Source organism: Parasediminibacterium sp. HNIBRBA5674 (genome assembly GCF_056745525.1).
Genome location: NZ_JBQWIE010000043.1, coordinates 1 through 26,579 on the forward strand (window position 1 = coordinate 1; position 26,579 = coordinate 26,579).

Sequence of the window (26,579 nt, forward strand, 5' to 3'; positions counted from 1 at the left end):
CTTCCCCCTGAAAATAGCATTATTCCTGTTTGCTTTACAGCTAAAGAAAATTAACTAGCAACTTGAGTTAATTATAGTAGAACAACTTTAGCCAATTTTCAATTTTTCGTATTGACTAAAAGCTTTGTATTACTTGAGGTATATGCCTATTTATCATGCATCAAAAAAAGCATTTTTCTCATTATCACTCAACCATTTAGCTCGTTATTGGTTATTTAAGCGATCGTTATCGTAAAATATTTTTTTCAATAGAAGTTGGCATTTGTTGTAGCACTACATTTGCAACGATTTTAACAAAACCATAATCTTGCTTTATGACCTGGAAACAAGTCTTCTCAACATCAGTAGGTAAAAAGCTTACAATGGCGCTTACCGGTATTTTCCTTATTTTGTTTTTAGTTATTCACGCTGGTCTTAACGCCTGTATTTGGGCAATGGATGGCGGTGAAATGTTTAACAAAGGCGCTCATTTTATGGGTAGCAATGTAGTACCAAGAATTTTAGAAATTGGCTTATTTGCTGGCTTTATTCTACACATTGTACAAGCTTATGGCCTTACACTTAAAAATAAAAAAGCAAGAGCTGTAGGTTACGAAGTTGCTTATGGCAATAGAGGTAGCAAATGGTATAGCCGTAGCATGGCGCTTTTAGGCACTATTATTTTATTATTCTTAATTATTCACCTGTCTCATTTTTGGTATCCTAACCGTTCTAGCCAAGGTTTTGTATTAGGCGAAGAAATAAACCTATATGCAACCATGCAAGAAACCTTCAGTCACTTGTGGGTGGTTATTGCTTATGTAGCTGGTTGTATTTCTTTAGGTTATCACCTAGCACATGGCTTTCAAAGTGCTTTTAAAACTTTAGGTGTACATAACAAGCGCTACCATATAATGCTTAGCAGCTTAGGTTTAGGTTTTTCAATAGTTATTTCTTTATTGTTTGCCTTAATGCCAATTAGTTTTTATTTGGGTTGGGTATAGTTGAGTAGAGAAAAAACCGTACAAGTTGGCACTTCAAAAGTTCAGTGTAAACTTGCAACAGACGCTAAATACTTGTACAAAAGCTGGTGACACAAAAAATATCGCACAGTTTTGATGGTTAAAAGCCAATAATGGCAATTAGTAAATCTTAATTATCAATTCTTAATTGAATAGTATGTTAAACGCAAAAATTCCTGCAGGCCCATTAGAAACAAAATGGAACGAGTACAAAGGCCATTGCAAACTGGTAAATCCAGCTAACAAACGTAAACTAGAAGTAATTGTAGTAGGTACTGGTTTGGCTGGTGCTTCGGCTGCAGCTTCTTTGGGCGAAATGGGTTATAAAGTAAAAGCTTTTTGTTTTCAAGATAGCCCTCGTCGTGCACACTCAATTGCTGCACAAGGTGGTATTAATGCTGCTAAAAACTATCAAAATGATGGTGATAGCGTTTTTCGTTTATTTTATGATACAATTAAAGGTGGTGACTACCGTGCAAGAGAGGCCAATGTGCATCGCTTAGCTGAGGTAAGTACCAATATTATAGACCAATGCGTGGCGCAAGGTGTACCTTTTGCTCGTGAATATGGTGGCTTATTGAGCAACCGTAGTTTTGGTGGTACACAAGTACAACGTACGTTTTATGCGGCTGGTCAAACTGGTCAGCAATTATTAATAGGTGCTTACCAAGCCCTAGAGCGTCAAGTAGCATTGGGTAATGTGAAAATGATGGCTCGCCATGAAATGCTTGATGTGGTGATGGTTGAAGGTAAAGCACGTGGTATTATTGCTCGTAACTTGGTAAATGGTGAATTAGAGCGTCATTTTGGTCATGCAGTATTGCTATGTACTGGTGGTTATGGTAATGTGTTCTATTTATCTACCAATGCAATGGGTAGCAACGTAACTGCAGCTTGGAAAGCGCACAGAAAAGGTGCTGCTTTTGCAAACCCTTGTTACACACAAATTCACCCAACTTGTATACCTGTAAGTGGTGACCACCAAAGTAAACTAACACTAATGAGTGAAAGTTTGCGTAACGATGGTAGAATATGGGTACCTGCAAAACAAGGCGATACTAGAAAGCCAAACGAAATACCTGAAGAAGAAAGAGATTACTACTTAGAAAGAAGATACCCTGCATTTGGTAACCTAGTACCACGTGACGTAGCAAGTAGAGCTGCTAAAGAACGTTGCGATGCTGGTTATGGTGTAGGTACAAGTAAGCAAGCTGTTTACCTAGATTATGCTGCTGCTATCGAGCGTTATGGCAAAATAGAAGTAAGCAAACAAGGTAACGACCACGCTTCTCAAGAAGAAATTATTGCATTAGGTAAGCAAGTAGTGAAAGAGAAATATGGCAACTTATTTGACATGTACTCTAAAATTACTGGCGAAAATCCATATGAAGTACCAATGCGCATTTACCCTGCTGTTCACTACACAATGGGTGGTTTGTGGGTAGATTATGAATTACAAACTACCTTATCAGGTGTATTTGCCTTAGGTGAAGCTAACTTTAGCGATCATGGTGCAAACCGCTTAGGTGCAAGTGCTTTGATGCAAGGTTTGGCTGATGGTTATTTTGTAATTCCTTATACTTTGGGTAACTACCTAGCTGATGAAATTTACGCAAAAGCGATTTCTACAGATCACCCTGCCTTTGCAGAAGCAGAAAAAGCCGTTGCAGATAGAATCAATACCTTAATGAACATTAAGGGCAAGCAAAGCGTAGAAAGTTTCCACAAACGTTTAGGTAAAATTATCTGGGACAAATGTGGTATGGCTAGAAACGAAGAAGGCTTAAAACAAGCTATTGCGGAAGTACAAGCGTTGAAAAAAGAATTCTGGAGCGATGTGAGAATTCCCGGTGGCATTAACGAAATGAACCCTGAATTAGACAAAGCAAACCGTGTAGCTGACTTTATTGAACTAGGTGAATTGATGTGTAAAGATGCATTGAACCGTAACGAAAGCTGTGGTGGTCACTTTAGAGAAGAGTATCAAACACCAGAAGGCGAAGCGTTACGTGATGATGCAAATTACATGTATGTAGCAGCTTGGGAATTTGCAGGTGAAAGCAACTGGAACTTGCACAAAGAACCGTTGAATTACGATGTGATTAAACCAAGTCAAAGGAATTATAAATAGGAATGCCCCTAACCCCTAAAGGGGAACAATGAAGGGTTTTCTTTCGAGAGGTCTTAAATTTAATTTTCTAACAACTATAAATATTCCCCTTTAGGGATGGCTTATGGAAAATAATGGCATGAACCTAACTTTAAAAGTTTGGCGTCAACAAAACACAAAAGCAGAAGGTAAGTTTGAAACTTATCAGGTAAAAAACATCTCACACGAAATGTCTTTCCTTGAAATGATAGACGTTTTGAATGAGCAATTAATAGTTGAAGGTGCAGAACCTGTAGCTTTTGACCACGATTGCCGTGAAGGTATTTGTGGTATGTGCTCAATGTATATTGACGGTAAACCTCATGGTCCTTGGCAAGCAAATACAACTTGTCAGTTGCACATGAGAGCTTTTAAAGATGGCGATACCATTACCATAGAGCCATGGAGAGCTAACGCCTTTCCTGTAGTAAAAGATTTAATGGTAGATAGAAGTGCTTTTGATAGAATTATCCAGGCTGGTGGTTACATCAGTGTAAATACAGGTAATGCTGTTGATGGTAACTCATTACCAATTAACAAAGAAAAAGCTGATGCGGCTTTTGCAGCGGCAATGTGTATTGGTTGTGGTGCATGTGTAGCTGCTTGTAAAAACAGCAGTGCCATGTTATTCTTAAGTGCTAAGGTTTCTCACCTAGCCTTATTACCACAAGGTGAACCTGAGCGTAAAAGTCGTGTAATGAATATGGTGGCACAAATGGATAAAGAAGGTTTTGGTGCTTGTACCAATACTGGTGCTTGTGAAGCAACTTGCCCTAAAGAAATCTCTTTAACCAATATTGCGCGTTTAAATCAAGAATATCTTACTGCTAGTATCACTAGTAATTAAGTTGTCTATTAAAATAGTAAAAGGTCGTTTCAAGAATTTGAAACGACCTTTTTTATTGCTCGAAAGGATGCCATAAAAAAAGCCGCCCTGATTATATTCAGAACGGCCTTTCTTTTAAGAAAAATATGGTGAGACTAGTTCAACTTCATGTCTGTTATAATAGCTGCTATTTTAGCTTCTAATTCGGCATTTTTAGCATCAAAATCTTCACGCTTTTCTAGCTTAGAATTTACACTAAAGTAGAACTTAATTTTAGGCTCTGTACCGCTTGGTCTAGCAGAAATTTTGCTACCATCTTCAGTGATAAACTGCAAAACATTGCTCTTTGGCAATTCTATATTGTAGGTTTCACCAGTTAATAGGTTTTTACCTACAGATAAGCCATAATCTAATAGAGTAACAACTTTGCTACCATTAATAGTTGCTGGCGGATTTACTCTATAACCTTCCATCATATCAGCAATTTCTTTTTGACCATTCATACCTTTTTTGGTAATGCTTATTAGGTCTTCTAAGTAAAAGCCATACTCAATGTATAAGTCTATTAATTTGTCAAATAAGGTTCTGCCTTTTGCCTTTTCGTAAGCTGCCATTTCGCACATTAATGCCACAGAGCTCACTGCATCTTTATCACGTACTTGGTCACCAATCATTAAACCAAAGCTTTCTTCACCACCAATTACATAGTTTTTAACGCCTTGTAGTTCTTTAATTTTTTCAGCAATCCATTTGAACCCAGTTAACACGTTGTAGCAAGCCACATTATTTTTCTCTGCTAAAACGTTCACCATTTCTGATGTTACGATAGTTGTAACCACCATATCATTTGGCTGTGCAATACCCTTTGCTTTACGTGCTTCAAGCATATATGCAATGGCCAATACAGCTGTTTGGTTACCATTCATTAGCACCCACTCGCCTTTATGATTTTTTACCCCCACACCTACTCTATCTGCATCAGGATCTGTACCACATAAAATATCTGCATCGGTTGCTTTGGCTTGTGCTAAACCAATGCTCATTGTTTCTCTTTCCTCTGGATTTGGATACGCTACTGTAGGAAAATTACCATCTGGCGTAGCTTGCGCTTCTACAACATTTACATTGGTAAAACCAAAAGCAGCCAATGTTGGTGGTACCAATTTAATACCTGTACCATGTATTGGGGTGTACACAATTTTAAGGTCGTGCTGTGCAGCAATCACATCAGGATAAACGCTTAAGCCTTTCACCATGCTGATGTAAGCATCATCTAATTCTTTACCCAAGATGGTAATATTCGCTTCACCACCGTTCCATTTTACATCGTCTACACTTTGTATGGCTTCTACTTCTTTAATCACGTTTTTATCGTGTGGCGGTACTAATTGTCCACCATCATCCCAATACGCTTTGTAGCCATTGTATTCTTTAGGATTGTGGCTAGCTGTACATACCACACCACCTTTGCAACCCAAATATCTTATTGCAAAACTCAACTCAGGTGTTGGTCTTAATGCATCAAACAAAAACACTTTAATACCATTTGCAGCAAACACATTGGCTACTGTTTCTGCAAAAAAGCGACTATTATTACGGCTATCGTGAGCTATTGCTACTTTAATTTCTTCGTTACCAAATGCTTTTTTCAAATAGTTAGAGAAACCTTGCGTAGCCATACCTACCGTGTATTTATTCATACGGTTAGTACCTACACCCATTATACCACGCAAACCACCTGTACCAAATTCTAAACTGCGGTAATAACTATCTTCTAATTCTGTTGGATTTTCAGCTTGTAATTGCTTAATAGCAGCTTTGGTTGCATCATCGTAATTGCCTTCTAACCAAAGTTTTACGTTTTGTTCTGCAGTAGCATTCATGTGATTGTATTTTATTTTTTATTGAAGTAACATTATGTTCTAGAAATATCTTTTTATCGCCTACAAATAAAATCATTTTCATCAATAAAAAGTACGCTAAATAAATGCGCCAGTCACTTCACCATTTTCTACCTCTACTTGAATATGGTCTTCTAAAGCTGTAGCAATGGTAAGCCCTATGTAGTCTGATTTTACAGGAAAAGCTTTGTGCATTCTTTCTACCAACACCAATGTTTGTATGCGTTTGGGGTGAAACGCAAGCAATGGTTTTAGTGCATATAACAATACTTTACCACTATTCGACACATCATCTGCTATTATCACATTCTTACCATTAAAATCAATATTTGGCTCGGTAAGTTCTATGTTTTGGGGTAAATGTTTATCTAAACTTAACCCAATAATGCGGATAGAAAAGCGCACATATTGTTGCAACAAAGCACCAATCTTTTCTGCTATTAGCATACCACTACTTTTTACACCAATAATGATGAGTTCAGCGGTATCGCCATCCAATTGCTCGGCTATTTCTAAAGCCATGCGCTGCATTTTTTGCGCAGCCACTTCTTTATTTAAAATGTATCTTTTATCAGCCATTTGGGTATTTTCTTGCTTCAAAGTAAAGGAAAAGAGTTAGTCTGAACCTTGATTTTTTTGATTTAAAGGATTAATTGATGACCCACTATTTGATTGTTAATCTGCCTAGCTTTTCCAAGGCTCTATAAATAGCCACTGTATGCATCGATTGTATAAACTCGCCTTGTTTAAAGAGTTCTAAAAATTCATCCATCGTTACAAACAATACTTCTAAATCTTCACCTGCATCAAGCTTTTGTTCGGCTACACGTTCACCGTCATAGGCAATAAATATGTGCATCATATTGGTATTGGTACTTGGGTTGGCCGATGTACTTCCTAAGTAGTCAAACTTCTCAAATTTGTAGCCCGTTTCTTCTAGTAACTCTCTAGCGATGGCAGCTTCTAAGTTCGCATCGCTTTCATCTACACAACCACCAGGTATTTCGTACATGGTTTTGCCCAATGCATGGCGGTATTGCCTTTCAAGAATTACCCTACCATCTTTGGTAAAAGCCACAGCGGTTACCCAATTAGGAAATTCGTACACGTAGTAAGGTTCTACAATTCTACCATCGGGTGTTTGGCAACTTTCTATGCGTATAGTTGCCCAAGTGTCTTTAATTAAATAGCTTGATGATAATACTTTCCAATTAAGGTCTTTCGGTTCTTTCATTATGTTGTGCTTGCTTTATAAATATTTTTCTCGCAGAAATCGCAGATGTCGCAGAAATTTTCGTACTAATTATTGCGCTCTTTTAGCCAAAATGTTTTACCAATTATTGCGTTCTCTTAATGTAGTAATATGCGCTACGTGGTGCTTACCATGCCATGCGTACATACCTAGCAAATGCCACAAACTCATTGTTTTTTCACTTGCAGGATGATACACGGTTCGTTGCCATTGCTCTTCGGTAAGATTGGCTATGGTAGCATGTAGCCTTTGGTGTATGGCATATAAAATGGTAATAGAAGTATTAATTGGCACCAAATCTATATCAGCCAATAAAGCCCATTCTTGTTCTTCATAAGGCTTAATGGTGGGATTGTTTTCTGTGAGCCCCAATTTAAAGCGACAATAAGCGTTTACATGACTATCTGCAATGTGGTGTACTAGTTGTTTCACCGACCAGCCGCCATCACGGTAAGGTGTTTCTAAATGCGTGTCGTTTAGGTTTTCAATAGCCATTTCTACTGCCCTTGGTAAAAACTGAATATCTACTAGCCAAGCAGCTTTTTGTTTCTCAGAAAATGGTTGTGGTTCAAACTGACCTATTGGGTAGCGAGGATCCATAATTGATTTGTGATTACTGATTTGAGATTTTTGATTGAAAGTTAGTTGTGGTAAAAATATGGTTTTATGGGCATTGCTGAGCGGGTAGATTGTGAAGGATTATAGAGCTACTCATTAGTAGTTCTTATCTTCAAAACCTACTTTCAACAATAGCATACCAAAACAAGGTAACAACATATCTCATTTACTGTTTTGTGCCATCTTTGTTAATTAACCCTAGTTTCGTGGCACTTAAAAAACTCCTACAATGCGTCAAATCAAAAGTCTGTTGCTGATTTATGTTGCTTCTTTATTTTTATCACAATTGAATGCTCAAGGTATTGTTACAAATTACTACTGCATATCAAACGGTAAATATTTTGTACTGCCAATTAATGCAACCAATGATTCTACAGTTGCTAAACGGATGTTCAAAAACTTCTCAAATGCTTCGGGAATAAGATTTGAGCCTCAGTCATTTATTTGCAATAACACTTTTATTCCAGCACCGTTTAACATCATTGATAAGCCAAACGTTTTATCAAGTACCATGCTTAAAAAGTCTGGAGTAAAAATCTTCTCAGAAAAGAATTACAATGGCGATGTAGCCACTATAAATATTGGCACATCATTACCATGTATGGATGCTGATAATCCTAGTTACAATTCAAAATCAGAAGATATTGTCAGCAAGGTAGGTAACGATAAAATATCTTCCATTCTAGTTCCTAAAGGTTTAAAAATAACCGTTTGGGAACATTGTCCATATGACGGAAGATCAAAAGTGTTTACTGCAAATACCAAAGATTTAGAAGACTGGGATGACATCATTTCAAGTGTAAAAGTAGAATTGATTGATTCGCTTTTTTCTGAAGATGCCGCTTATACTGAAGTAACAAAGGAAAATTATGCAACTAAATTTCCTTTTGCACAACCGCTATCTAGTTTTCCTTTAGACACTAAAAAAATAAGCTTTGCTATCTCTTCTATTACAGTTACACAGCAAGACAATAAATCAATACCTGACGCATGGACACTTCAATCTATGTTTGGAACAAACACCTATTGTATTGTAAACCAAAAGACTGGTGAATATTTAAAAGCATCTACAACAAAAGCGTTTTCTATTGCCGTTACATCAGAAAAAACAAAAGATGGGGTGAATGCTTTAGATAAATCTCACTTGTGGTTTCTACATTACGATGCTTTAACCAAGACGCATACATTAACCAATATGTTAACTGGAACAAATAGCGACCTTTCATTTGACCAAGTAAAAAATGCTTTTTATCTAGGGCAAAACCCATTAGATGTAAAGAATGCTCGTTGGATTTTGACACCTACTTTCAATTAAAAATCAGTTGATTTACCTTATTAAGTTTATAACGCAAAACTTGTAAGCTTTGCATTATAAATGATGTTTGAGTTAGAAACCCCTAAACACGATATGAAAACAGTATTATCATTTGTCGCTTTGCTGCCGCTTGTTGTATTTGCCCAAAATAAATTACCATTCATTGAAAGTATCACTAGCGATACTTTGCATGGCAAATACAAGCAAGTGACCATCACTTATGATAAAAGCGATAGAGTGACAAATATTATTGAAACCCAATGCACCATAAAAAAGACTGCACCAAATAATGCGATTCCATCAATTGATACGGTATCCATTCAGCATTTTAACTACAATGGCAACAATAATAAACCTAGTTCAAGAAAGATTACTGGCTTTGAATTTAATCCTACACTTAAAGCCCCCATTTGGACCTACATTGAAACAGATGTTTTCATTTACAAAGAAGGCAAGCATATTCAAGATAGCATCATTTATAAGGAAAATAACTCAGGCTTGAGGAAGGAAAATGCAGCAAAAGACAAAGTCTATAATTGGCAAGGCACACTTGATTATTCCAATAATGCTTTAACGTACCTACTTGATAGAAATTATCTAACTAGGCGCAAGTATGATTATCAGTATGGCTCAACAACTGAATTTTTGATTAATAAGCAGCAAAACATTGAGAAAGAAGCAGAGAAAGAATTGATAAAAAGCTACAGTTCTTCAAATCCGCCTTATTATACCTATACAAAATTTGACGAAGCCATCAACCCATTTCATTACTTGAATATTGCTGAAAGCTTCCCTAATGAAAAACTTGCTTTATCATTTGATGTAGATGGTTTAATTGGTAAAAAAGAAGATTATATAAACCAAGGTTACACGCATTTTAATTGGTACTATTTCAATAAAAACAATATCACCAATTATTCCATAACAAGAGGTGAAACAGATTCAGAATTTGAGGATGTAATACAGTTGTCTTATAGCTATAACCAATTCAACTTACCCACTCAATGCCTAGCAAACATTCGCAAACAATATAAAAGTAGCGGCGGTCTAATTAGCACACACCAAAAGCGTTTTACATTTAGATACAGGCATTAGAAAATAATTTTCCACTTTGCAGCAGTTTGTGGCTTCACGAAACACTTGTAGCAATAGCAATACCCGCATTACAATAAATGCAAAATATCTTCCCAATATGCTTCATCGTACACATTGAACTCTTTTTCATTCGCAATCATTCCCCTAATTAATTTTTTTATTTCCTCATTATTAGGTTCAAGCATTAATTGGTCTTTCAGCTTATCGGCTAATGCTTGTACAGTTTCCAGCATCTCTATTTTAGCCGCTTCTAATGCTGCCTCATCTTCTTTTTGCTTTTTAAAATGTTCGGTGTAGCTATCAACTATCTCATACATCTCTTTCTTTTGCTTTATTATTTCGTCCCTAAATGCCTTGTCTGTTTTATATTGTTTTGTACCCTCGTACATCGAGAAAAGCATGGGCACAGCTATACAATACTCTTCTCTAGTCATCCCTTTGGTGCTCATAAAACGATTTAACTCATAAGGTTTAAACTTTAGTTTATCTAGCTTCAAAAATATTTGATTACGTGTAAGTGGCGGCCTAGAATAGGGCGACTTTTCGTTTTTCTCTGTGGCTTCAAGGGGTGGTGTTTCTTCAACAATTGGCTTTGTAGCCACACGCAATTCGTTTGACGCTAATAATGGCAATATATCTGCCCACTCAGCTTCATTATAATAATTGTTGTCTTTTTCTGTTTTAATAATATGGTTTATTAAAAGTTTGGCTTCGGGGCTAGATGGGTTTTCTAACAGCTTTTTCCGCAACTCATTTTTAAGCCCCATGTAGGCTATACGCCTTTCTTTTGCTAGGGCATCCAGTTCTATATCCCCCATCATGTCTTTTATTTCTTTCCTTATCATCCCTTCTTCCCATAAAGCAATGTTTTTATCTAATGCTGCAAGGTTTTCTTTTAAAGCTGCATCATGAAATTCAGTAGGAATTTCCCCTACAAAAGATTTTAACCCTTCGCTAAATGCAATGTGTTGCTTGTCTGTAAAGCTATTAACTACCGAATTAAATTTTTTAGGCTCAGTTTTATGTAATCCAAATAACTTTAAAATAAATTCTTTTGTAAACTTCATAGTAATTGTTTTATTATTACTTACGCTATTTTAGTTTCTTTATTGTCTCATAAGCGCAGGTTTCTAACCTGTTCTAGTATGTTACTTAGTTTTAAATATTCTAAATCTATGTTTCTACTTCTCAATTAAACATTACCAAATAACGCTTTAGCACTGGTCAGAGAACAGCGCCAGTGGTCAAAATTGACAATTAAGTGTCTATAGAAAAATCTGTCAATTTCTCGCCTTCAATAAAAAGATTGAAATGAGCGTATGGTTTGTTGGTATCTTCAAATGTGATATTCCAGTAAGCTTTTTCCTCAAAAATTAACATCACTTCGGCTGACGCTAACTTAAATCGCTCTTGCCATTTAGTAAAACTTATTTCTAAGTCTGCCTCTTTAAATTCTGAAATAAATTTTTTTGTTATTGCAGTGTCTATTTTTTCAATTTCCGCCTCTAAATTTTCTAGAAAGTCAATTTGCTCTATGTCTGGTTGGATTACTGTTCCTCTTACATATATTGGTATTCCATGCGTACTACCGCCCCAAATGTTCCTACCCTTTTTACTATAGTTCAAAGTAAACATTCCTAGCTTGGTTTCTACAACCACTTTAGGTTTAGGCTTAAAAAAAGAAAACAGATTCATGCTTTGATTTTTGATTTTAGTGTATATCCTCAGCCCTGTTTCCCGCCTTTTCAAAACACTTGTAACAATAGTATGTGAGAACCCGCTCAAAGGCAAAAAACATTAACTTATTTCCCCCCCTCAAATATAACAACCCCCTCTTACATTTCCCTCATTTACCACAATTTTCTTGCATACCAATAAAGTGATTGCTAAAGCTAGTATTACTTGTTTATTTGCCCTTCAATTATGTTTATCAAATACTGCCAACTTGTCCTCTTTTGGTGCTTTTTACTTGCTAGGTGGCTAATTTTTATGCACAATTGTCCAAAAGAATAAAATATTTTACCAAAAGAATAAAACATTTTATCTCTTGAATAAAACATTTTATCAGCAGAAGGTAATTTTTTATCATTTTAATATAACAAAGCATCTTTTGAATGTCACATACTATTAAAAGACTATCATTTTTTAATAGCTGAGGCAAATTTTTAGCAACCTTATACAACAAAGCTTCCATTTACAATACCTAGTGGGCAGCTTACATAGCTAAATGCTTATAGATAGTGTATTAATAGTACAAAGGTTACACATTCACATAAAATATTAAAATACTGTTAAAAAATTTATGCCTGCCTTGTTTACATAGATTATTTTTTTACTTTAGAGTATTGTTTAAAATTTAAAATATTCAAAACATGAGTGCACAAAATGGCCCAAATTTTACCATGAGCTATGATGAGTTAGTAAATCTTAGCTATGAGAAACAAGCGTATTTAACAAGAGATGTGGCAGACCTTACTAGCCGTGGTATTACGGTAGCCCGTATAGCAGGTATTACCACCTCGCGTACCGCCTTTTTTAATATACCTACCGATGGTGTAATGCAAGGTTTAATTAATGTAGCCGTTACCAATCGTGATGCGGCAGTAGCCCCTTTAATAGCTATTATGCAAGAAATTTTTGGCATTGCTAGAAACACTTTTGGCGAAAAAAGCGGTGAGTACAAAACCTTTGGCAGCACCGAGCTTAACCGACTAGACCCTAGTGCTTTGGTGCGCCTGTGTAGCAACATTGTGTTACGTGCCAATAACTACCTTACCCAAATGGCACCACATGGGCTTGATGCCGCTATGATAACCGACCTTGAAACGAAAGCCAATGCCGTACAGCCATTGATAGTAGCGGTAGACGAAGCCGAAGGTAACAGACCATTGGCCACTGTACAGCGCCACAAAGCTGCTAATGCCTTGTTTGACGAGCTTAAAAGTATGTGCAATACAGCACAAGTGTATTATGCCGACCGCAACCCTACTAAAGCGGCTAACTATATTATTTACGATACGGCTGGCACAGTACAGCAACGCAATGGCGATGTAGCGGCTAATAGCACCGTAACGAGAGACCTAAAAGGTATTGCGGCTAATAGTGCTTTTAGCTTAAGAGTAAATGATGGTGCTAGCTTGGTATTTTATTTTAGCAAAACAGAAGGCGGTGTTGCTGGCACTAAAAGCATTTCTGTAGCCAATAACCCTAACAACTTTACCACTACCACTGCCGAAGCCCTTGGCTATAACAACTTAACAGGCTTTATATACTTCTGTATACACAACCCTAGCGTAGATGAAGTGGGTAATTATAGTGTGAAGGTAGAGTAAGGAAATAGTCCATAGACGATAGACCATAGACGATGGTAGGTAGTGAGTTGATGGTTCATGGGTCATTGGTCATGGGTGATAGGAAGAAGGGAGTAAGAAAAAGAAAGAACAATAAAAAAGCGGTAACTGATAATTAGTGACCGCTTTTTAGTTTAATAGCTTGTGTAGAACACGGATGAAATGGATTATCATTTGCCAAAGCATTACAACTAAGCATGAGCGGCTTTAGGCAGCTTCTTAATAGAGGTTGATTTTACCTTTTTTACAGTCATACTTTTTTTGTAGTCTCTAATAAATTCACTAATTTCTTGACGTGCTTTATCTGTCAATGGGTCGCTTGCAATTATAAAGTCTACACCTTTTGGTTCTTTTACGTGTCCCATAATGCTTATGATTTAAAATATTTATCAATGAGTATTTGTGCCGATTTTGTTGGAATAATCAATCTGTGACCGCCTAATGTATATGCACCCAAGGTTTTTTCATAATGTTCAATAAGCTTTGTTTTTGCAGTAAAAGCCACAAATCCATCAAAACCCTGTTTAAAAGAAACTTTGCAAGCATGTGCAACTAAATTTCCTGCAACACCCTCGTATAGTTTGTTTTGGCCTACATTAAATGGTGCATTTTCTAGCAAGTGCATATAAACATGGTCAGGCTCTATACTCAAACTAAGCATCCCTTGAATTATATTGGGATTATTAGGAATTGTTAATTTAAAAACCTCTTTAGTATTGTCTGCTAGTTCTGCTTTCCAATTAAAATTCCAACCATTCTTTTTTATTACTTGTTTTAAATCATGGTTAGTGAAACGTAAAACTTCTGTATTAAAACTATCACCCGAAATTGTATTTTGGATGGAATTTGTCAACTTATCTATAATAAAGTCTAGAGGTGCAGATTTGCTTTTTTTCACAAAGTAAATTTACAAAAAATGCTTTACAATAATCATCGTCTTATGAATAAGACTTTGTGAATAATTAGTAACAGCTATCTAATAATTTAGCTTAAGCTCAAATGCAGATTACTTCCCCGAAATCGGGGCAAGCTGTGGCTTACAATGACGGGCAATTCTCTTTGCCTTAATCCTACTTGCCTTTTATCTGTGAAAATCCATCCAATCAGCGTCATCAGCGTTCCTATCCTCTTTGCCTTACAACTCTTTGCCTCTTATTCCTCTCTCAAACTCACACCTGTTAAGTTAATAAACACATCTTCTAAGTTGGCTTTTTTTACCTGTGTTGGTCTTTCAAAACCAGTAGCTACAAGGTCATCTATTAGTTGGTTAGGTGTGTTGATGGCAATAATATTACCGCTGTCGATGATGGCAACTCTATCGCACAGCACTTCGGCTTCATCCATATAGTGTGTGGTAATAATTACGGTAGTGCCTTGCTTACGAATGTCTAAAATTAAATCCCACAGGTTGCGCCTTGCTTGTGGGTCTAAACCAGTAGTAGGTTCATCTAAAAATATAATCTTAGGCTGATTGATTAAAGTAGTTGCAATAGAAAAGCGTTGCTTTTGACCACCACTTAGTTCTTTAAACTTGGCTTTGGCTTTATCACGCAAGTTTACCTTGTCTAAAAAGGCAAGTGGGTCTACGGTTTGGTTGTACAAGCCAGCAAAAAGGTTAATCAACTCTACCAAGTTTAAACCCGGATAAAAACCACTTGCTTGCAACTGCACCCCTATTATTTTCTTAATCTCGTTGGGTTGTTTATCAAGGTCAAGCCCATCTACTACAATAGTACCGCTTGTTTTTTGGCGCAAGGTTTCTATAATTTCTAGCGTGGTAGATTTACCAGCACCATTTGGCCCAAGCAAACCAAATATTTCGCCTTCATACACATCAAAGCTAATGCCCTTTACAGCTACAAACTCGCCATAGGCTTTACGTAAATCTTGTACACTAATGATGACTTTTTGCATAACAATTATTTTGTGATAGCAACACTGAGAAGTCTGCGTGAATCAAATATATCTGTGTGCCTATCTTCTTACTTAAAATTTTACCACTACACCCACACCATTATTGGTAATACCTACACCTGCTGTAGCTTTGGTAGCATACTTTTTATTAAACAATTCAGTAGCAGCTACAAGGCGCTGCTGCCCTACCAATATTAAATAGCCGCCTGTAATAGAAGCCACCAAGCCACCACCAGTTACTAGCCAGCCTACCGTATTGTTACCGCCGCTTCTTGTGGCTTCGGATACGCCTACAATAGTAGCAACCGTACCTATGGTAGTAATAATATTGCCGGTAATTTTATTAGTTTGGTGTTCTTTGTACAGCATGGCAAGTTCTACATCGCCTGTGCGTAAAAACAAGTTTTTAAACTGCGAGCTGCCTTTGTAAATAGTATCGTTGTAAATAATGGTATTGGGCTTATTGGTAGGTGCAAATACCATTTTGTTGTGATTGTAGGGTTGCTGCGCAAAAGCAGATACTGTTACACACACACTAATAGCTAATAAAAAAACTGATTTCATAAATACGATATTATAGCAAGGCAAGTAACACAAAAAGAGCCATAAAACTTCATTTTGTAGTGAAGAATTATGGCCCTGTATTTATAAAAAAGGGGGAAGCTTATTTTTCGCCTTCAATATAGGTGTCTAGCTCGTCCATCATATCCTTACTACCTATAAAAAAAGGTGTACGTTGGTGTAAAGATGTTGGCTGAATATCCATAATACGCTGCTTACCATCAGTAGCTCTACCGCCTGCCATTTCTATGATGTAGGCAAATGGATTACACTCGTACAGTAGAAGGATTTTATGGAATGTTAATAATACCCTCAATTTATTTATGATAACGTTTGCGACTATTTCTCACAAAGCGCACAAAGAAGACCAAGTTCATTAAGCTATTTTTAAAAATTTCTTTTCACACTTTGTAGCCTTTGTTGCTTTGCATAAAATAATCCCTATCTTCCTTTAAAAATATTTTATGACTAACTACGATACATTGGTAGAAGCTTTAAACGACTTACAAGCGAAAGGCTATACCACCGATTTTAATATTGCTTTTGATAAGGTACAATGCAAGACTACCGGTGCTTGCTTAAACCCAAATGAATTTGAAATTGTAGCGCATTATCGCTTTGAAGGCAAGAACGATCCAGACGACTCATCAATTGTATACGCTATTGCAGCCAAAGATGGTAGCATGAAAGGTGTATTGGTAAACGCATACGGTGTTTATGGAGATACCACAAGTGATGAATTAATAAGTAAATTAGCTATTAACGAATAAGTAAACAATGCAGAGAAGAACATTTTTACAGCTAGGGTCATTAGGTTTATCAGCCGTAAGTTTATCATCGTTTAGAGGGAAAAAAACTGCAACCAAGCCCATTGTTATTTCTACCTGGGATGCTGGTTTAGAAGCGAATAAAGCCGCATGGCAAGTATTACGTACAGGCGGTAGAGCACTAGATGCAGTAGAACAAGGTGTGATGGTAACTGAAGCATCGCAAAACTGTTGCGTAGGCTTAGGGGCTAATCCTGATAGAGATGGCTATGTAACCCTAGATGCTTGCATAATGGACGAAAACTTTAACTGCGGTAGCGTGGCATTTTTAGAACGCATTAAACACCCCATATCTGTAGCAAGGCGTGTAATGGAAAAAACCCCACACGTAATGCTAGTTGGTAGTGGTGCACAACAATTTGCAGTAGCAGAAGGCTTTGCATTAGAAGATGGCAAGCTGAGTAAAGATGCGCAGAAGAGCTACGATAAATGGCTAAAAAAGAGCGAATACAAACCCATCATCAACATTGAAAGAACACAAAGTGGTCATGGCCCTTTTGCCCCAGAAAAACTAGATACAGGTGAATGGAACCACGATACCATAGGCATGGTAGCCATGGATGCAAACGGCAACTTAAGCGGTAGTTGTACCACAAGTGGGCAAGGTTTTAAAATGCGTGGCAGATTGGGTGATTCGCCTATTATTGGTGCAGGTTTGTTTGTAGATAATGAAGTAGGTGCAGCAACCGCCACTGGTCAAGGTGAAGATGTGATACGCATTTGTGGGTCGCATTCAGTGGTTGAATTTATGCGCCAAGGTTTGCACCCAGAAGCAGCTTGTAAAAAAGCGGTTGAGCGCATCATTAAGATAAAAGGCGCTAAAGCAAAAGATATTCAGGTAGGTTTTATAGCCATTAATAAACAAGGTGAATATGGTGGTTACTGCATACAAAAAGGCTTTAACTATGCGGTGTGCTATGCAGATGACAAGAATATTTTAGTTGATGGAAGATATATTCTTTGATTTGAAATTTGAAATTTGAGATTTGGGATTTATGATTTTTCAGTCATGATTATTACAGTACAATTTCAAATCCCAAACGCCAAATCATAAATCCCAAATCATAAATCTCAAATTCCTCATGCTTCTCGAAGTACCAGTTTTTAATATTAATTCAGCCATTATTGCGGCTAATAATGGTGCAGATAGATTAGAACTCTGCGAAAATTATGCAAATGGTGGCACCACACCAAGTTACGGTGTACTGAAAATAGTGCGTGATAAAGTCAGCATTCCTGTGAATGTTTTAATTATACCAACTGGTGGTGATTTTGTGTACACAGATATTGAATTTGCAGCCATGCAGCAAGATATTTTGCTGTGCAAAGAACTGGGCTTTAATGGTGTTGTGTTGGGCATTTTATTACCTGATGGCAATATAGATGTAGTAAGAACCAAAGCCTTGGTACAACTTGCCTACCCAATGCAAATAACCTTTCATAGAGCTTTTGATAGATGCATTAACCCATATAAAGGTCTAGAAGATATTATTAGCTGTGGTTGCCATCGCATACTTACCAGCGGACGAAAAGCAGAGGTTGTAGCTGGTAAAAACTTACTGCAAGAATTGGTTACCCTAGCAAAAGACCATATTATTATTATGCCAGGTGGTGGCGTAAAAAGCAGCAATATTCAAGATTTAATTAGTACCACTAACGCCAAAGAATACCATGCCAGCTGCAAAAAAATAATACCTACAGCGATGGATTATGTGAATGAAGCGATGCAAGATGACAACAACGAAACAAGTGTAGATATTACTGAATTACAGACCATCAAACGTTTATTGCAATGAACATTGCTGAAGCCATTTTAGAGAAATATTCTACCGACCATGCTATTGCCATAGCCACTTATGCTGCTAGCTCTCAAGCAAGATTTAAAGAACTAATGGATTGTTTTGCAAGCGATGAATACAGGTTGTCGCAGCGAGCTTCTTGGTGTGTAAATTGGGCTGCAAAAAAGTACCCTCACATGCTTGAGCCTTACATTGACCTATTAGTAGAACGATTACAAATGCCCAACGCAAATGACTCGGTGCAACGTAATGCGCTTAAAATTTTAATCGATACCAACATACCAGAACAACATCATGGCAACTTGATGAATACTTGTTTTGCATTTATTGAAGAACCCAAAACGGCTACCGCAGTAAAAGCCTTCTCTCTTCACATGCTGCGAAAGCTTAGCAAATTTTACCCTGAAATTTTACCAGAATTACAACTATTAATCGAAGACAAAATAGACAATGAAACACCTGCCTTTAAAAGCGCCGCTAAGCAAATTTTAAAGCTGAAAGTAAAGAAGATGTAAGTTTATAAAGAATTGAAGGAAGAAAATAAACAGCTAACTCAGTTGCTTCCTTGCTCTGTGTTTCCATACAACCAAACACTATTTAAAAATTCTAGCACTACTTGCCCAAGTAAATCCAACCAAAAAGATAAAGTAAATGATGCCGAAAAATGTACCCACTTGCGAGTTAAAAAACACCGTAATTAATGTAGCCAAACCTAGCAATAGCATGATATGAGCTGTTACCAATCTACCACCCCCCTTAAATAACATTATTGGAAATTCAAGCTCATTCATAGGCAACGCAAACGAAGCCACTAGTGCCGCTAGAATAAAAAATCCATCATTTACCATAAACCCAGGAACTACTAATGCCAAAGCGATAGCTGTGGTAATACCTACACCAATAGCACTATAACGTTCATTATCATCAAGTACATATTTACCGTGTTTGGTAAATAGCAAATACAAATTAGCAAACGCACTACTCAACCATGTCATTACAAAAAACAGTACATAAAAAATCAATAAAATCATTGCTACCTGCGTTAAAAAGGCATTGGTTTTTACGTTGTTCAGTAAATTAACCAATAACCATAAACCTAATGGCAAACCAATTCTTACGCCACGTTGCTGTCTACTTATCCAAAGTGAGTATTGCAACATCCAACGGTAAAATGGCATTCTAGATTTTAAAGCAGCTTTGTACCCTTGCTTTGCATAGGCATAATTAGGGTTCAATCTTAGTGCTTCTCTAAAGTGATTGGTGGCTTCTTTATACTTACCTTTTTCTAAATAATGCCAGCCATAATTAGTGTGTGTACTATAATCTTCTGGGTCGAGTTCTAAGGCTTCATTAATGGTTTCGTAAGCTTCTTCTTTTCTGTTCAATCTGAATAATGCGGTAGAACGTGCATTTAAACAACCTACATTTTCTGCATCTACAGCAAGGCCCTCATTGGCTGCATCTAAAGCAAAGCCATATTCCTTTTGATCTAACCTTATATGCGCTTGTAGAGCAAAATAACCAGCATTGTATGGAAAAATAGACAAGGCTTTATCTAAATAGCCTAAAGCTGATTTATTATCATCTTTTTGGTAATACGCAAATGCAATGAGGTAAAACACATAATCGTTATGCGCTTCGTATTGTAAGGTTTGCTTTAAAATAGTAATGGCTTCATCTGTTTGCTTCGTATCTATTTTGCAATGCCCTAAAATCACTAATGCTTCCACATCTTCAGGATCATTTTGTAATACCACACCTATTTGTTGTTCGGCTTCTTTGTAGCGCTTTTGCATACGCAACAGTTCTGCTCGCTGTAAAAAATTATCCTTGTTTAGCATAATAAAGTCAATGGGTCATTAGTTACTTACACTAATTCGTGTAATTAGTGCAATTCACCCTAATTAGTGTTTTATTTCTTCAATTTCATGTAATCTAAAATATCATCGTACAAGCCAGATTCGTTAGCATACAATGCATAGTTTTTTGCAGAACTAAACCATTCGCTAGTAGTGGCTTTGTGTTGCTTCACTGCTTTTTGCAAATCTTTGGTGGTGATTTTTTCGATGCTACCTTTTGCAAGTGACTCTTCTAATTTATACTCAGTCGCAATATCTACCACCGCTTTTAAATCGGCACCAGAATAGCCTTCTGTTATTCTTGCAATACCAGTAATATCAATAGTTTCAACAGGTTTGTGCTTTAAATGTTGCTCTAAAATTTGTGCTCTGCCTTCTACATCTGGCGGCGCTACAAATACCACTCTATCAAATCTACCTGGCCTTCTAAAAGCAGAATCAACGCTCCACGGTGCGTTTGTGGCAGCTAAAATTAATACGCCTTCATTGCTATTTTCTACACCATCCATTTCAGCTAAAAACTGGTTAATCACATGACGCATGCTGCTACCTTTCATATCACTTCTACTGGCACCAATGGCATCAACTTCATCAAAAAACAACACACAAGGTGCATTTTCTCTTGCTTGCATAAATACTTCGTGCAAGTTTTTCTCGCTGTTGCCCATCCACATGTCTAAAATATCGTGCAAACCAATATTGATAAACTTGGCATCAATTTCACCTGCGGTGGCTTTTGCTAAATAAGTTTTGCCACAGCCTGGTGGGCCATACAACAAAATGCCACCACCTGTTTTTTTGCCAAACGCTTTGTACAATTCAGGATTTTTAAGCGGCTGAATGATTTTCATCGAAATCTCTTGCTTCACTTTGTGCATACCACCTACATCTTCAAATTTCAGGTCGGGTTTTTCCATAAAAAACTGTGGTGCAGCGCCGCCTTCAAAGCCTTCCTCACCAAACAAATCTTCTAAATCATTCTCATCGTTACTCATCAAATTGCCCATGTTTGGCATACGTAAAGCCGCATCAATTTCCTCATCTTTAAAGCCAGGATTTTGTTGCAATATTTTCTTATACACCTCAACCGCATCTTGGTTAGAATGCTCTTTAATTAAGCATTTTACATACGGCACCATTTCTTCCCAGTTCAGAGAATTATCTGCCATTAATGCTTCGTAAACCAAAATTGCCGCACTATATTTTTTCTGCTTAAAATACACATTGGCCAAGCCTTTTCTGGCTTTTGCGTTGCCATAATTTTTGTTCAATACCTCTTGATATTGCTCAGCAGCATCGTCAAGCATATAGCCTTTTACCATCAATTCTGCTAGATGCAAACGCAATGGAATATTATCTGGCGAAAACGACAATGCTTCTTTCAATTGCTCAATACCTTCATTCATAATCCTATAATTTTATAATTGGTGGTTTTTCAACCAAAATTAATGTCATTTGAAAGCGCAATATACTTTTTGTAGACCGGCTTTAATGCATATATGTAGCTTTTGTTGCGTCGCACACTTTTACAGTTGTTTCGCTATGGGGCTTTTGTTGGCATGTAAACTTTTTGTCAGTTTAAAACGCTGCTCGATATTGTTTGTTTATCATTTTTTCAGGTTCAAGGCAACATAAATACAATGTAACTAGAAATAGCCATTCTAAGGGTTTCATTAATACGTACACTAAGTTTGAACGTGAAGCCGTAGTTATTTTAGCAGAAATAGGATAACCATATTTATCATAATTGCGCCTTATAACTTGGTGTAATTTAGGCGACATTTTTTGAACCATTTCTTCAAACGCATTCGCAATTTGAAGTTGTCTATTTACAATTATCACTTGATTATTTCTTTTTCCTAGATGAATTGGCTTCACAATTTCAGGATCACCGCAGGCAGCAACTGTACACAAGTAATGACCACTAGTATGATCTAAATAAGGCGGATGTTGTTTTTGTGAAAGCGCCCAAGTAGTGGTTTCAGTAAATACTTTTATAAGTGCGTTTTGGTCTTGACCAAATAATACCAAAATACAAGTAACTATTACAAAAACTGGTAAAAGCAATATAATTACCAAAAGGGCTTGATATTTTGTATTTGCCATCATCGTATTTAAAGCATTTAGCCATTTATTATTAAATACTCTTTTTATAGATTTATTCGATTCTCTTCTTATCAGTTTTACAAACAAAAAAATTGCAGTTAAAATATTACAAAGTGGCAGCCACGAGAAACCAGTAAAAGGTGTTGGCTCATTTAGTCTAGAATCGAAAGAACATTGGTATAAAACAGGAAAAGATAAAATCATTCCAATTAATACAAATGTAAAAGAAAGTACAAGTAATAAAGGTGGCAGATTGAAATTAGACAACCAAATTGCAAATATAGACAACTGAAAAAGCAAATAAAATACAAGCAAAGTAGTTGAGTGTGGCCATGCAAAAGGAGTATAAAAGTTATCACTAGGGCTAATGGGGTCAATTGCTTTATCATAAGGTTGCCCACCTATCAAAGAAATTAAAAAAACAATAAACGAACCAAAATAAAACAACATAAATAATAAACTCACCCACCGCCAAGATTCGTTACCGATCTTGCTAGTCATAAGTTTATAAGCAAAGAGTAACAGAATAAAGAAAGCAGTAAGGAAGAATATAAATAACATAATTTCAATTGAAAAGTTACCTAAAAATAAAATCTTATTTCAATACACACAATAACTTTTACCAATTTATTTTTCTCTACAAATTATTCATATAAACTCAACTTAGGTTCAATTTATTAAGTAGCGATAAGAACTATTCTCACTTTCTGCACTTTTTTATACCTAAACACGAAACTTTTCTATTCATGTTTATAAAAACTATATCTTCAACCCTTACAAAAAATCTACTAACAAACCCCTTAGCTTATGGCACGTTTTCAAGGTCTTTTTGGCATTATTCTCATTCTAGCAATTGCCTTTTTATGTTCAAACAATAAAAAGCGCATTAACTATCGCTTAGTATTTAGTGGCATTTTACTACAAATTGTCATTGCTGTTTTGGTGTTAAAAGTGCCTATTGTAACCAATTTCTTTAAATGGGTTGGTCACCAAATTGGTCATATTGAAGAATTTGCCAAAGACGGTGCAGCCTTTGTTTGGGGCGGTGTTTTTGTACAAAGCAATTTAGGTGCAACGGTTACGTATCGCTCACCACAAACATTCATTTTTGCTTTTAGTGTTACTGCTACAATCATTTTGGTGTGTGCATTGGTAGCAATATTTTATCATTTTGGTATTATGCAGCGCATTGTAGCTGTGATTGCTAAAGCCATGAACTTTATTATGAAAGTAAGTGGTGCTGAAGCTTTAAGTAACGTAGCTAGTGCATTTGTAGGGCAAGTAGAAGCGCAAGTAATGATTCGCCCTTACTTAAAAGGTATGACCATGAGCGAATTACTAGCAAGTATGAGTGGTAGTTTGGCTTGTATTGCAGGTGGTATTTTAATTGTGTATGTAAACTTTGGTGCTAAGGCAGAATATTTACTAACCGCTAGTTTAATGGCTGCACCAGCAGCATTGGTTATCTCTAAAATTGTGTGGCCAGAAACCGAAGAAAGCGAAACAATGGGCAGAGTAAAACTAGAAGTAAAAACGCCTTATAGAAACGTAATTGATGCCATTTCACATGGTGCCGGTGATGGTTTTAAAATAGCCATGAACGTTATTGCGATGTTGATTGGTTTTATCGCTTTAATCTCTTTAGTAAACTTCTTATTGGGTAAATTGGGTATTTTATTACACCTAGATACCAAATTATCGCTTGACTGGATTTTTAGTAAACTCTTCTACCCTATTGCTTGGGCTATGGGTGTACCTACTGCCGATGTAAATAATGTAGCGGCTTTATTAGGTCAAAAAATAACGATTAACGAGTTTGTTGCTTTCTCTAACTTAACGGCTAAAGACCCTGTAACCAACCAATTGGTAATGCACATGAGCGAAAAAGCAACCATGATTGCAAGCTTTGCTATTTGTGGTTTTGCCAACTTTAGTAGCGTAGGTATGCAGATTGGTGGTATTGGTGAAATTGCCCCCGAACGTCGTGGAGATTTGGCTCGTTTAGGTATGAGAGCCTTGCTTTGCGGTACATTAGCCTCATATTTATCTGCAACTATTGCTGGTATTTTAATGGGTTAATATCACCCCATATTATCGAAACAAAGAACTATTTTAATAAAGGCAACTAATAAGTTGCCTTTATTGTTTATCAATATGATATTTAGCATAGTCTCTTTAATGGCGAATGCTAATTTTGTAGCTTAAAATTTCAAAGGATCATGCAGACTGTTTTTAATAATGCAACACAAATTGTAGCGGCTGTAAAAGATGAAGATTTACAACGTATTGGCAATAAAATTCTAACTAAAGAGCGCATCAGTTTTGATGATGGTGTGCTATTGTTTCAAAAAGGTTCACTCTCGTATTTAGGTGCTTTGGCCAATTATGTACGTGAACAAAAACACGGCAACAAAACCTATTTCAATCGTAATTTTCATATTGAACCTACCAATGTGTGTGTATTTAGCTGTAAGTTCTGCTCGTATTCGCAATTGTATGCGCACCGCGAAGAAGGCTGGGAATTAAGTATAGAACAGATGATGCACATTGTAAAAAGCTACGATGGTAAGCCTGTAACTGAGGTACACATTGTAGGTGGTGTACATCCTAAATTAAATCTGCCGTTTTTTATTGAGCTTTTAAAAGCCATTAAAGCACATAGACCAGAATTGCACATTAAAGGCTTCACCCCTGTTGAGCTTGATTATATGTTTCGCAAGGCAAAAGTGAGTACTGAAGAAGGTATGAAACTAGCGCATGAAGCAGGATTAGATTCTTTGCCAGGTGGTGGCGCTGAAATTTTCCATCCAGAAATACGTACACAAATTTGTGATGATAAAGTAAATGCAGAAGGCTGGTTGAACATTCATAAAACGGCACACCAACTAGGTATGCACAGCAATGCTACCATGTTGTACGGCCACATTGAAGAATACTGGCACCGCATAGACCATATGGATAGATTACGCCAATTACAGGATGAAACAGGTGGTTTTAACACCTTTATTCCTTTAAAATTCCGTAATCAAAACAACGATATGAGCCATGTAGCAGAAAGTACGGTAATTGAAGACATGAAAATGTACGCTGTTGCAAGATTGTATTTAGATAACTTTCCGCATATTAAAGCTTACTGGCCGATGCTTGGTAGAAAAAATGCCCAATTGACCCTAAGTTTTGGTGTAAATGATATAGACGGTACCATAGATGATAGTACCAAAATATACAGCATGGCTGGCAGTGAAGAACAAACACCTAGCATGAGTACGGCACAGCTTGTAACACTGATAAAACAAGTAAAGCGCCAACCTGTAGAACGTGATACGGTGTACAACGAAATAAGAGACTACAGCGATATTGATGTGTCGGAAATAGAAGTGAATCCACTGCTGAATTAAGTATTAAAAAAACTATCAAAAACGCCCTTTACTTAGTATTGGGCGTTTTTTTGCCATTAAGGGTATTTGTAATCTTAACCATTACCATTTAATTACCAATGGTGCATTTCCAAAATTTTATTTGGTCAGATAACAAAAACATACTTTTAAATAAAATACTATATTTTTCTATCAAACTGCGTTTCATTCCCGTAGCTTAATTCTATTTGGTGTAGGAATTCAAATGGACAATTAGGTACAAGCAACCCGGATTTTCAAAAAAACAACGTGAACCCGTATTTCTAAACTGGCAAACCACCAAAGAGGTAAACGCTTCTCATTTTATAATTCAGCGAAAAAATTACATATATATAGTTCAATGGCTGCAAAAAGCGATGCTGATGATACAAAAATATAATCATCTACCAGCAGCTACTACCATTTACTACCACTTACAAATGGTAGATAAAGATGGCAACTATAGATATAACAAAGTAGTGGCAGTAACGTTAGATGCGAAATGCAAAACATTAACCATTTTCCCAAAATCCAGTAAAATAGGCAGCATACCAAATCTTGAAGAAAAGAACATCATTGAGCAGGTACAAAACATGATTGACTACATAAAA

26 protein-coding genes and 1 pseudogene are annotated in these 26,579 nt (G+C 36.6%); 13 read left to right on the forward strand and 14 right to left on the reverse strand.

Translation table 11 applies throughout. The features are described from left to right. Positions 1–314: 314 nt before the first annotated feature. From ACT9TX_RS16280 to ACT9TX_RS16290, 3 genes are all read left to right on the forward strand, one after another. Positions 315–983 (forward strand): succinate dehydrogenase cytochrome b subunit, encoded by a 669-nt coding sequence (locus ACT9TX_RS16280; RefSeq protein WP_481339867.1) that lies wholly within the window; start codon positions 315–317, stop codon positions 981–983. A 175-nt stretch (positions 984–1,158) separates the two neighbouring features. Continuing rightward, on the forward strand, positions 1,159–3,132 hold the full coding sequence (locus tag ACT9TX_RS16285) for a fumarate reductase/succinate dehydrogenase flavoprotein subunit (protein ID WP_481339869.1): 1,974 nt from the start codon (positions 1,159–1,161) through the stop codon (positions 3,130–3,132). A 118-nt stretch (positions 3,133–3,250) separates the two neighbouring features. Further along, a complete protein-coding gene (locus ACT9TX_RS16290) occupies positions 3,251–3,997 on the forward strand; it encodes a succinate dehydrogenase/fumarate reductase iron-sulfur subunit (protein ID WP_481339871.1) in 747 nt (248 codons plus the stop codon). 134 nt (positions 3,998–4,131) lie between these two features. On the opposite strand, the gene ACT9TX_RS16295 is transcribed toward ACT9TX_RS16290, so the two are convergent. The 4 genes from ACT9TX_RS16295 to ACT9TX_RS16310 all read right to left on the reverse strand — a co-directional run bounded on the left by ACT9TX_RS16295 (position 4,132) and on the right by ACT9TX_RS16310 (position 7,729). Continuing rightward, positions 4,132–5,859, reverse strand: coding sequence for a phospho-sugar mutase (locus ACT9TX_RS16295; RefSeq protein ID WP_481339873.1), 1,728 nt, complete (start codon positions 5,857–5,859; stop codon positions 4,132–4,134). 96 nt (positions 5,860–5,955) lie between these two features. Continuing rightward, complete coding sequence (locus ACT9TX_RS16300) at positions 5,956–6,456, reverse strand: phosphoribosyltransferase family protein (protein WP_481339875.1); 501 nt, start codon at positions 6,454–6,456, stop codon at positions 5,956–5,958. Between the two features lie 85 nt (positions 6,457–6,541). Then, on the reverse strand, positions 6,542–7,111 hold the full coding sequence (locus ACT9TX_RS16305) for an NUDIX hydrolase (RefSeq protein ID WP_481339876.1): 570 nt from the start codon (positions 7,109–7,111) through the stop codon (positions 6,542–6,544). Positions 7,112–7,207: 96 nt separating this feature from the next. Next, positions 7,208–7,729 (reverse strand): YfiT family bacillithiol transferase, encoded by a 522-nt coding sequence (locus ACT9TX_RS16310; RefSeq protein WP_481339878.1) that lies wholly within the window; start codon positions 7,727–7,729, stop codon positions 7,208–7,210. 247 nt (positions 7,730–7,976) lie between these two features. On the opposite strand from ACT9TX_RS16310, the gene ACT9TX_RS16315 reads away from it, so the two are divergent. Both ACT9TX_RS16315 and ACT9TX_RS16320 read left to right on the forward strand, forming a co-directional pair. Further along, a complete protein-coding gene (locus tag ACT9TX_RS16315) occupies positions 7,977–9,062 on the forward strand; it encodes a hypothetical protein (RefSeq protein ID WP_481339879.1) in 1,086 nt (361 codons plus the stop codon). Positions 9,063–9,155: 93 nt separating this feature from the next. Beyond that, positions 9,156–10,157: a hypothetical protein gene (locus ACT9TX_RS16320; RefSeq protein WP_481339880.1), complete on the forward strand. Its 1,002-nt coding sequence runs from the start codon at positions 9,156–9,158 to the stop codon at positions 10,155–10,157. A gap of 68 nt (positions 10,158–10,225) precedes the next feature. Here the strand turns inward: ACT9TX_RS16320 and ACT9TX_RS16325 are convergent, their stop codons facing one another. Beyond that, a complete protein-coding gene (locus ACT9TX_RS16325) occupies positions 10,226–11,224 on the reverse strand; it encodes a hypothetical protein (protein WP_481339882.1) in 999 nt (332 codons plus the stop codon). Between the two features lie 190 nt (positions 11,225–11,414). After that, complete coding sequence (locus ACT9TX_RS16330; RefSeq protein ID WP_481339884.1) at positions 11,415–11,852, reverse strand: hypothetical protein; 438 nt, start codon at positions 11,850–11,852, stop codon at positions 11,415–11,417. 677 nt (positions 11,853–12,529) lie between these two features. On the opposite strand from ACT9TX_RS16330, the gene ACT9TX_RS16335 reads away from it, so the two are divergent. After that, positions 12,530–13,489, forward strand: coding sequence for a hypothetical protein (locus ACT9TX_RS16335; RefSeq protein ID WP_481339885.1), 960 nt, complete (start codon positions 12,530–12,532; stop codon positions 13,487–13,489). Positions 13,490–13,698: 209 nt separating this feature from the next. On the opposite strand, the gene ACT9TX_RS16340 is transcribed toward ACT9TX_RS16335, so the two are convergent. The 5 genes from ACT9TX_RS16340 to ACT9TX_RS16360 form a co-directional block, all read right to left on the reverse strand. Then, complete coding sequence (locus ACT9TX_RS16340; protein WP_481339887.1) at positions 13,699–13,872, reverse strand: hypothetical protein; 174 nt, start codon at positions 13,870–13,872, stop codon at positions 13,699–13,701. Between the two features lie 5 nt (positions 13,873–13,877). Beyond that, the gene (locus ACT9TX_RS16345; protein WP_481339888.1) at positions 13,878–14,405 is read right to left on the reverse strand and encodes a hypothetical protein; all 528 of its coding nucleotides are present in this window, start codon (positions 14,403–14,405) and stop codon (positions 13,878–13,880) included. Positions 14,406–14,659: 254 nt separating this feature from the next. Then, on the reverse strand, positions 14,660–15,421 hold the full coding sequence (locus tag ACT9TX_RS16350; RefSeq protein WP_481339890.1) for an ABC transporter ATP-binding protein: 762 nt from the start codon (positions 15,419–15,421) through the stop codon (positions 14,660–14,662). Between the two features lie 72 nt (positions 15,422–15,493). Then, on the reverse strand, positions 15,494–15,985 hold the full coding sequence (locus ACT9TX_RS16355; RefSeq protein ID WP_481339892.1) for a hypothetical protein: 492 nt from the start codon (positions 15,983–15,985) through the stop codon (positions 15,494–15,496). Between the two features lie 100 nt (positions 15,986–16,085). Next, positions 16,086–16,298 carry a hypothetical protein gene (locus ACT9TX_RS16360; RefSeq protein WP_481339893.1) on the reverse strand — a complete coding sequence of 71 codons (213 nt, stop codon included), beginning with the start codon at positions 16,296–16,298 and terminating at the stop codon, positions 16,086–16,088. Between the two features lie 148 nt (positions 16,299–16,446). Here ACT9TX_RS16360 and ACT9TX_RS16365 point away from each other — a divergent pair, with 148 nt between their 5' ends. The 4 genes from ACT9TX_RS16365 to ACT9TX_RS16380 all read left to right on the forward strand — a co-directional run bounded on the left by ACT9TX_RS16365 (position 16,447) and on the right by ACT9TX_RS16380 (position 19,123). Continuing rightward, positions 16,447–16,752, forward strand: coding sequence for a phosphoribosylpyrophosphate synthetase (locus ACT9TX_RS16365; RefSeq protein WP_481339895.1), 306 nt, complete (start codon positions 16,447–16,449; stop codon positions 16,750–16,752). A gap of 7 nt (positions 16,753–16,759) precedes the next feature. Then, complete coding sequence (locus tag ACT9TX_RS16370; protein WP_481339896.1) at positions 16,760–17,773, forward strand: isoaspartyl peptidase/L-asparaginase family protein; 1,014 nt, start codon at positions 16,760–16,762, stop codon at positions 17,771–17,773. A gap of 118 nt (positions 17,774–17,891) precedes the next feature. After that, positions 17,892–18,605, forward strand: a complete 714-nt coding sequence (locus tag ACT9TX_RS16375; protein ID WP_481339898.1) for a copper homeostasis protein CutC — start codon at positions 17,892–17,894, stop codon at positions 18,603–18,605. Beyond that, positions 18,602–19,123, forward strand: coding sequence for a hypothetical protein (locus ACT9TX_RS16380; protein WP_481339899.1), 522 nt, complete (start codon positions 18,602–18,604; stop codon positions 19,121–19,123). Before ACT9TX_RS16375 ends, ACT9TX_RS16380 begins: the two co-directional genes overlap by 4 nt. Positions 19,124–19,201: 78 nt before the next feature. Here ACT9TX_RS16380 and ACT9TX_RS16385 read toward each other — a convergent pair whose 3' ends face one another. The 3 genes from ACT9TX_RS16385 to ACT9TX_RS16395 form a co-directional block, all read right to left on the reverse strand. After that, entirely contained in the window at positions 19,202–20,404 is a 1,203-nt protein-coding gene (locus ACT9TX_RS16385; protein WP_481339901.1) for a tetratricopeptide repeat protein, read from the reverse strand. A 116-nt stretch (positions 20,405–20,520) separates the two neighbouring features. After that, a complete protein-coding gene (locus ACT9TX_RS16390; RefSeq protein ID WP_481339903.1) occupies positions 20,521–21,873 on the reverse strand; it encodes an AAA family ATPase in 1,353 nt (450 codons plus the stop codon). 172 nt (positions 21,874–22,045) lie between these two features. Next, on the reverse strand, positions 22,046–23,134 hold the full coding sequence (locus ACT9TX_RS16395; RefSeq protein ID WP_481339905.1) for a DUF6688 domain-containing protein: 1,089 nt from the start codon (positions 23,132–23,134) through the stop codon (positions 22,046–22,048). 246 nt (positions 23,135–23,380) lie between these two features. On the opposite strand from ACT9TX_RS16395, the gene ACT9TX_RS16400 reads away from it, so the two are divergent. The 3 genes and pseudogenes from ACT9TX_RS16400 to ACT9TX_RS16410 form a co-directional block, all read left to right on the forward strand. Further along, positions 23,381–24,652 carry a NupC/NupG family nucleoside CNT transporter gene (locus tag ACT9TX_RS16400; RefSeq protein WP_481339906.1) on the forward strand — a complete coding sequence of 424 codons (1,272 nt, stop codon included), beginning with the start codon at positions 23,381–23,383 and terminating at the stop codon, positions 24,650–24,652. Positions 24,653–24,792: 140 nt separating this feature from the next. After that, entirely contained in the window at positions 24,793–25,971 is a 1,179-nt protein-coding gene (gene mqnE, locus ACT9TX_RS16405) for an aminofutalosine synthase MqnE (protein ID WP_481339908.1), read from the forward strand. Between the two features lie 380 nt (positions 25,972–26,351). Beyond that, positions 26,352–26,579, forward strand: a pseudogene (locus ACT9TX_RS16410) (hypothetical protein); the annotation flags it as partial.

Coding starts and splice junctions, on each gene's coding strand:
- ACT9TX_RS16315 (WP_481339879.1), top strand. CDS start 7,977: ATGCGTCAAATCAAAAGTCTGTTGCTGATTTATGTTGCTTCTTTATTT.
- ACT9TX_RS16370 (WP_481339896.1), top strand. CDS start 16,760: ATGCAGAGAAGAACATTTTTACAGCTAGGGTCATTAGGTTTATCAGCC.
- ACT9TX_RS16300 (WP_481339875.1), bottom strand. CDS start 6,456: ATGGCTGATAAAAGATACATTTTAAATAAAGAAGTGGCTGCGCAAAAA.
- ACT9TX_RS16325 (WP_481339882.1), bottom strand. CDS start 11,224: ATGAAGTTTACAAAAGAATTTATTTTAAAGTTATTTGGATTACATAAA.
- ACT9TX_RS16330 (WP_481339884.1), bottom strand. CDS start 11,852: ATGAATCTGTTTTCTTTTTTTAAGCCTAAACCTAAAGTGGTTGTAGAA.
- ACT9TX_RS16340 (WP_481339887.1), bottom strand. CDS start 13,872: ATGGGACACGTAAAAGAACCAAAAGGTGTAGACTTTATAATTGCAAGC.
- ACT9TX_RS16295 (WP_481339873.1), bottom strand. CDS start 5,859: ATGAATGCTACTGCAGAACAAAACGTAAAACTTTGGTTAGAAGGCAAT.
- ACT9TX_RS16395 (WP_481339905.1), bottom strand. CDS start 23,134: ATGTTATTTATATTCTTCCTTACTGCTTTCTTTATTCTGTTACTCTTT.
- ACT9TX_RS16365 (WP_481339895.1), top strand. CDS start 16,447: ATGACTAACTACGATACATTGGTAGAAGCTTTAAACGACTTACAAGCG.
- ACT9TX_RS16380 (WP_481339899.1), top strand. CDS start 18,602: ATGAACATTGCTGAAGCCATTTTAGAGAAATATTCTACCGACCATGCT.
- ACT9TX_RS16375 (WP_481339898.1), top strand. CDS start 17,892: ATGCTTCTCGAAGTACCAGTTTTTAATATTAATTCAGCCATTATTGCG.
- ACT9TX_RS16280 (WP_481339867.1), top strand. CDS start 315: ATGACCTGGAAACAAGTCTTCTCAACATCAGTAGGTAAAAAGCTTACA.
- ACT9TX_RS16285 (WP_481339869.1), top strand. CDS start 1,159: ATGTTAAACGCAAAAATTCCTGCAGGCCCATTAGAAACAAAATGGAAC.
- ACT9TX_RS16305 (WP_481339876.1), bottom strand. CDS start 7,111: ATGAAAGAACCGAAAGACCTTAATTGGAAAGTATTATCATCAAGCTAT.
- ACT9TX_RS16385 (WP_481339901.1), bottom strand. CDS start 20,404: ATGCAAAAGCGCTACAAAGAAGCCGAACAACAAATAGGTGTGGTATTA.
- ACT9TX_RS16355 (WP_481339892.1), bottom strand. CDS start 15,985: ATGAAATCAGTTTTTTTATTAGCTATTAGTGTGTGTGTAACAGTATCT.
- ACT9TX_RS16320 (WP_481339880.1), top strand. CDS start 9,156: ATGAAAACAGTATTATCATTTGTCGCTTTGCTGCCGCTTGTTGTATTT.
- ACT9TX_RS16390 (WP_481339903.1), bottom strand. CDS start 21,873: ATGAATGAAGGTATTGAGCAATTGAAAGAAGCATTGTCGTTTTCGCCA.
- mqnE (WP_481339908.1), top strand. CDS start 24,793: ATGCAGACTGTTTTTAATAATGCAACACAAATTGTAGCGGCTGTAAAA.
- ACT9TX_RS16310 (WP_481339878.1), bottom strand. CDS start 7,729: ATGGATCCTCGCTACCCAATAGGTCAGTTTGAACCACAACCATTTTCT.
- ACT9TX_RS16350 (WP_481339890.1), bottom strand. CDS start 15,421: ATGCAAAAAGTCATCATTAGTGTACAAGATTTACGTAAAGCCTATGGC.
- ACT9TX_RS16290 (WP_481339871.1), top strand. CDS start 3,251: ATGAACCTAACTTTAAAAGTTTGGCGTCAACAAAACACAAAAGCAGAA.
- ACT9TX_RS16400 (WP_481339906.1), top strand. CDS start 23,381: ATGGCACGTTTTCAAGGTCTTTTTGGCATTATTCTCATTCTAGCAATT.
- ACT9TX_RS16335 (WP_481339885.1), top strand. CDS start 12,530: ATGAGTGCACAAAATGGCCCAAATTTTACCATGAGCTATGATGAGTTA.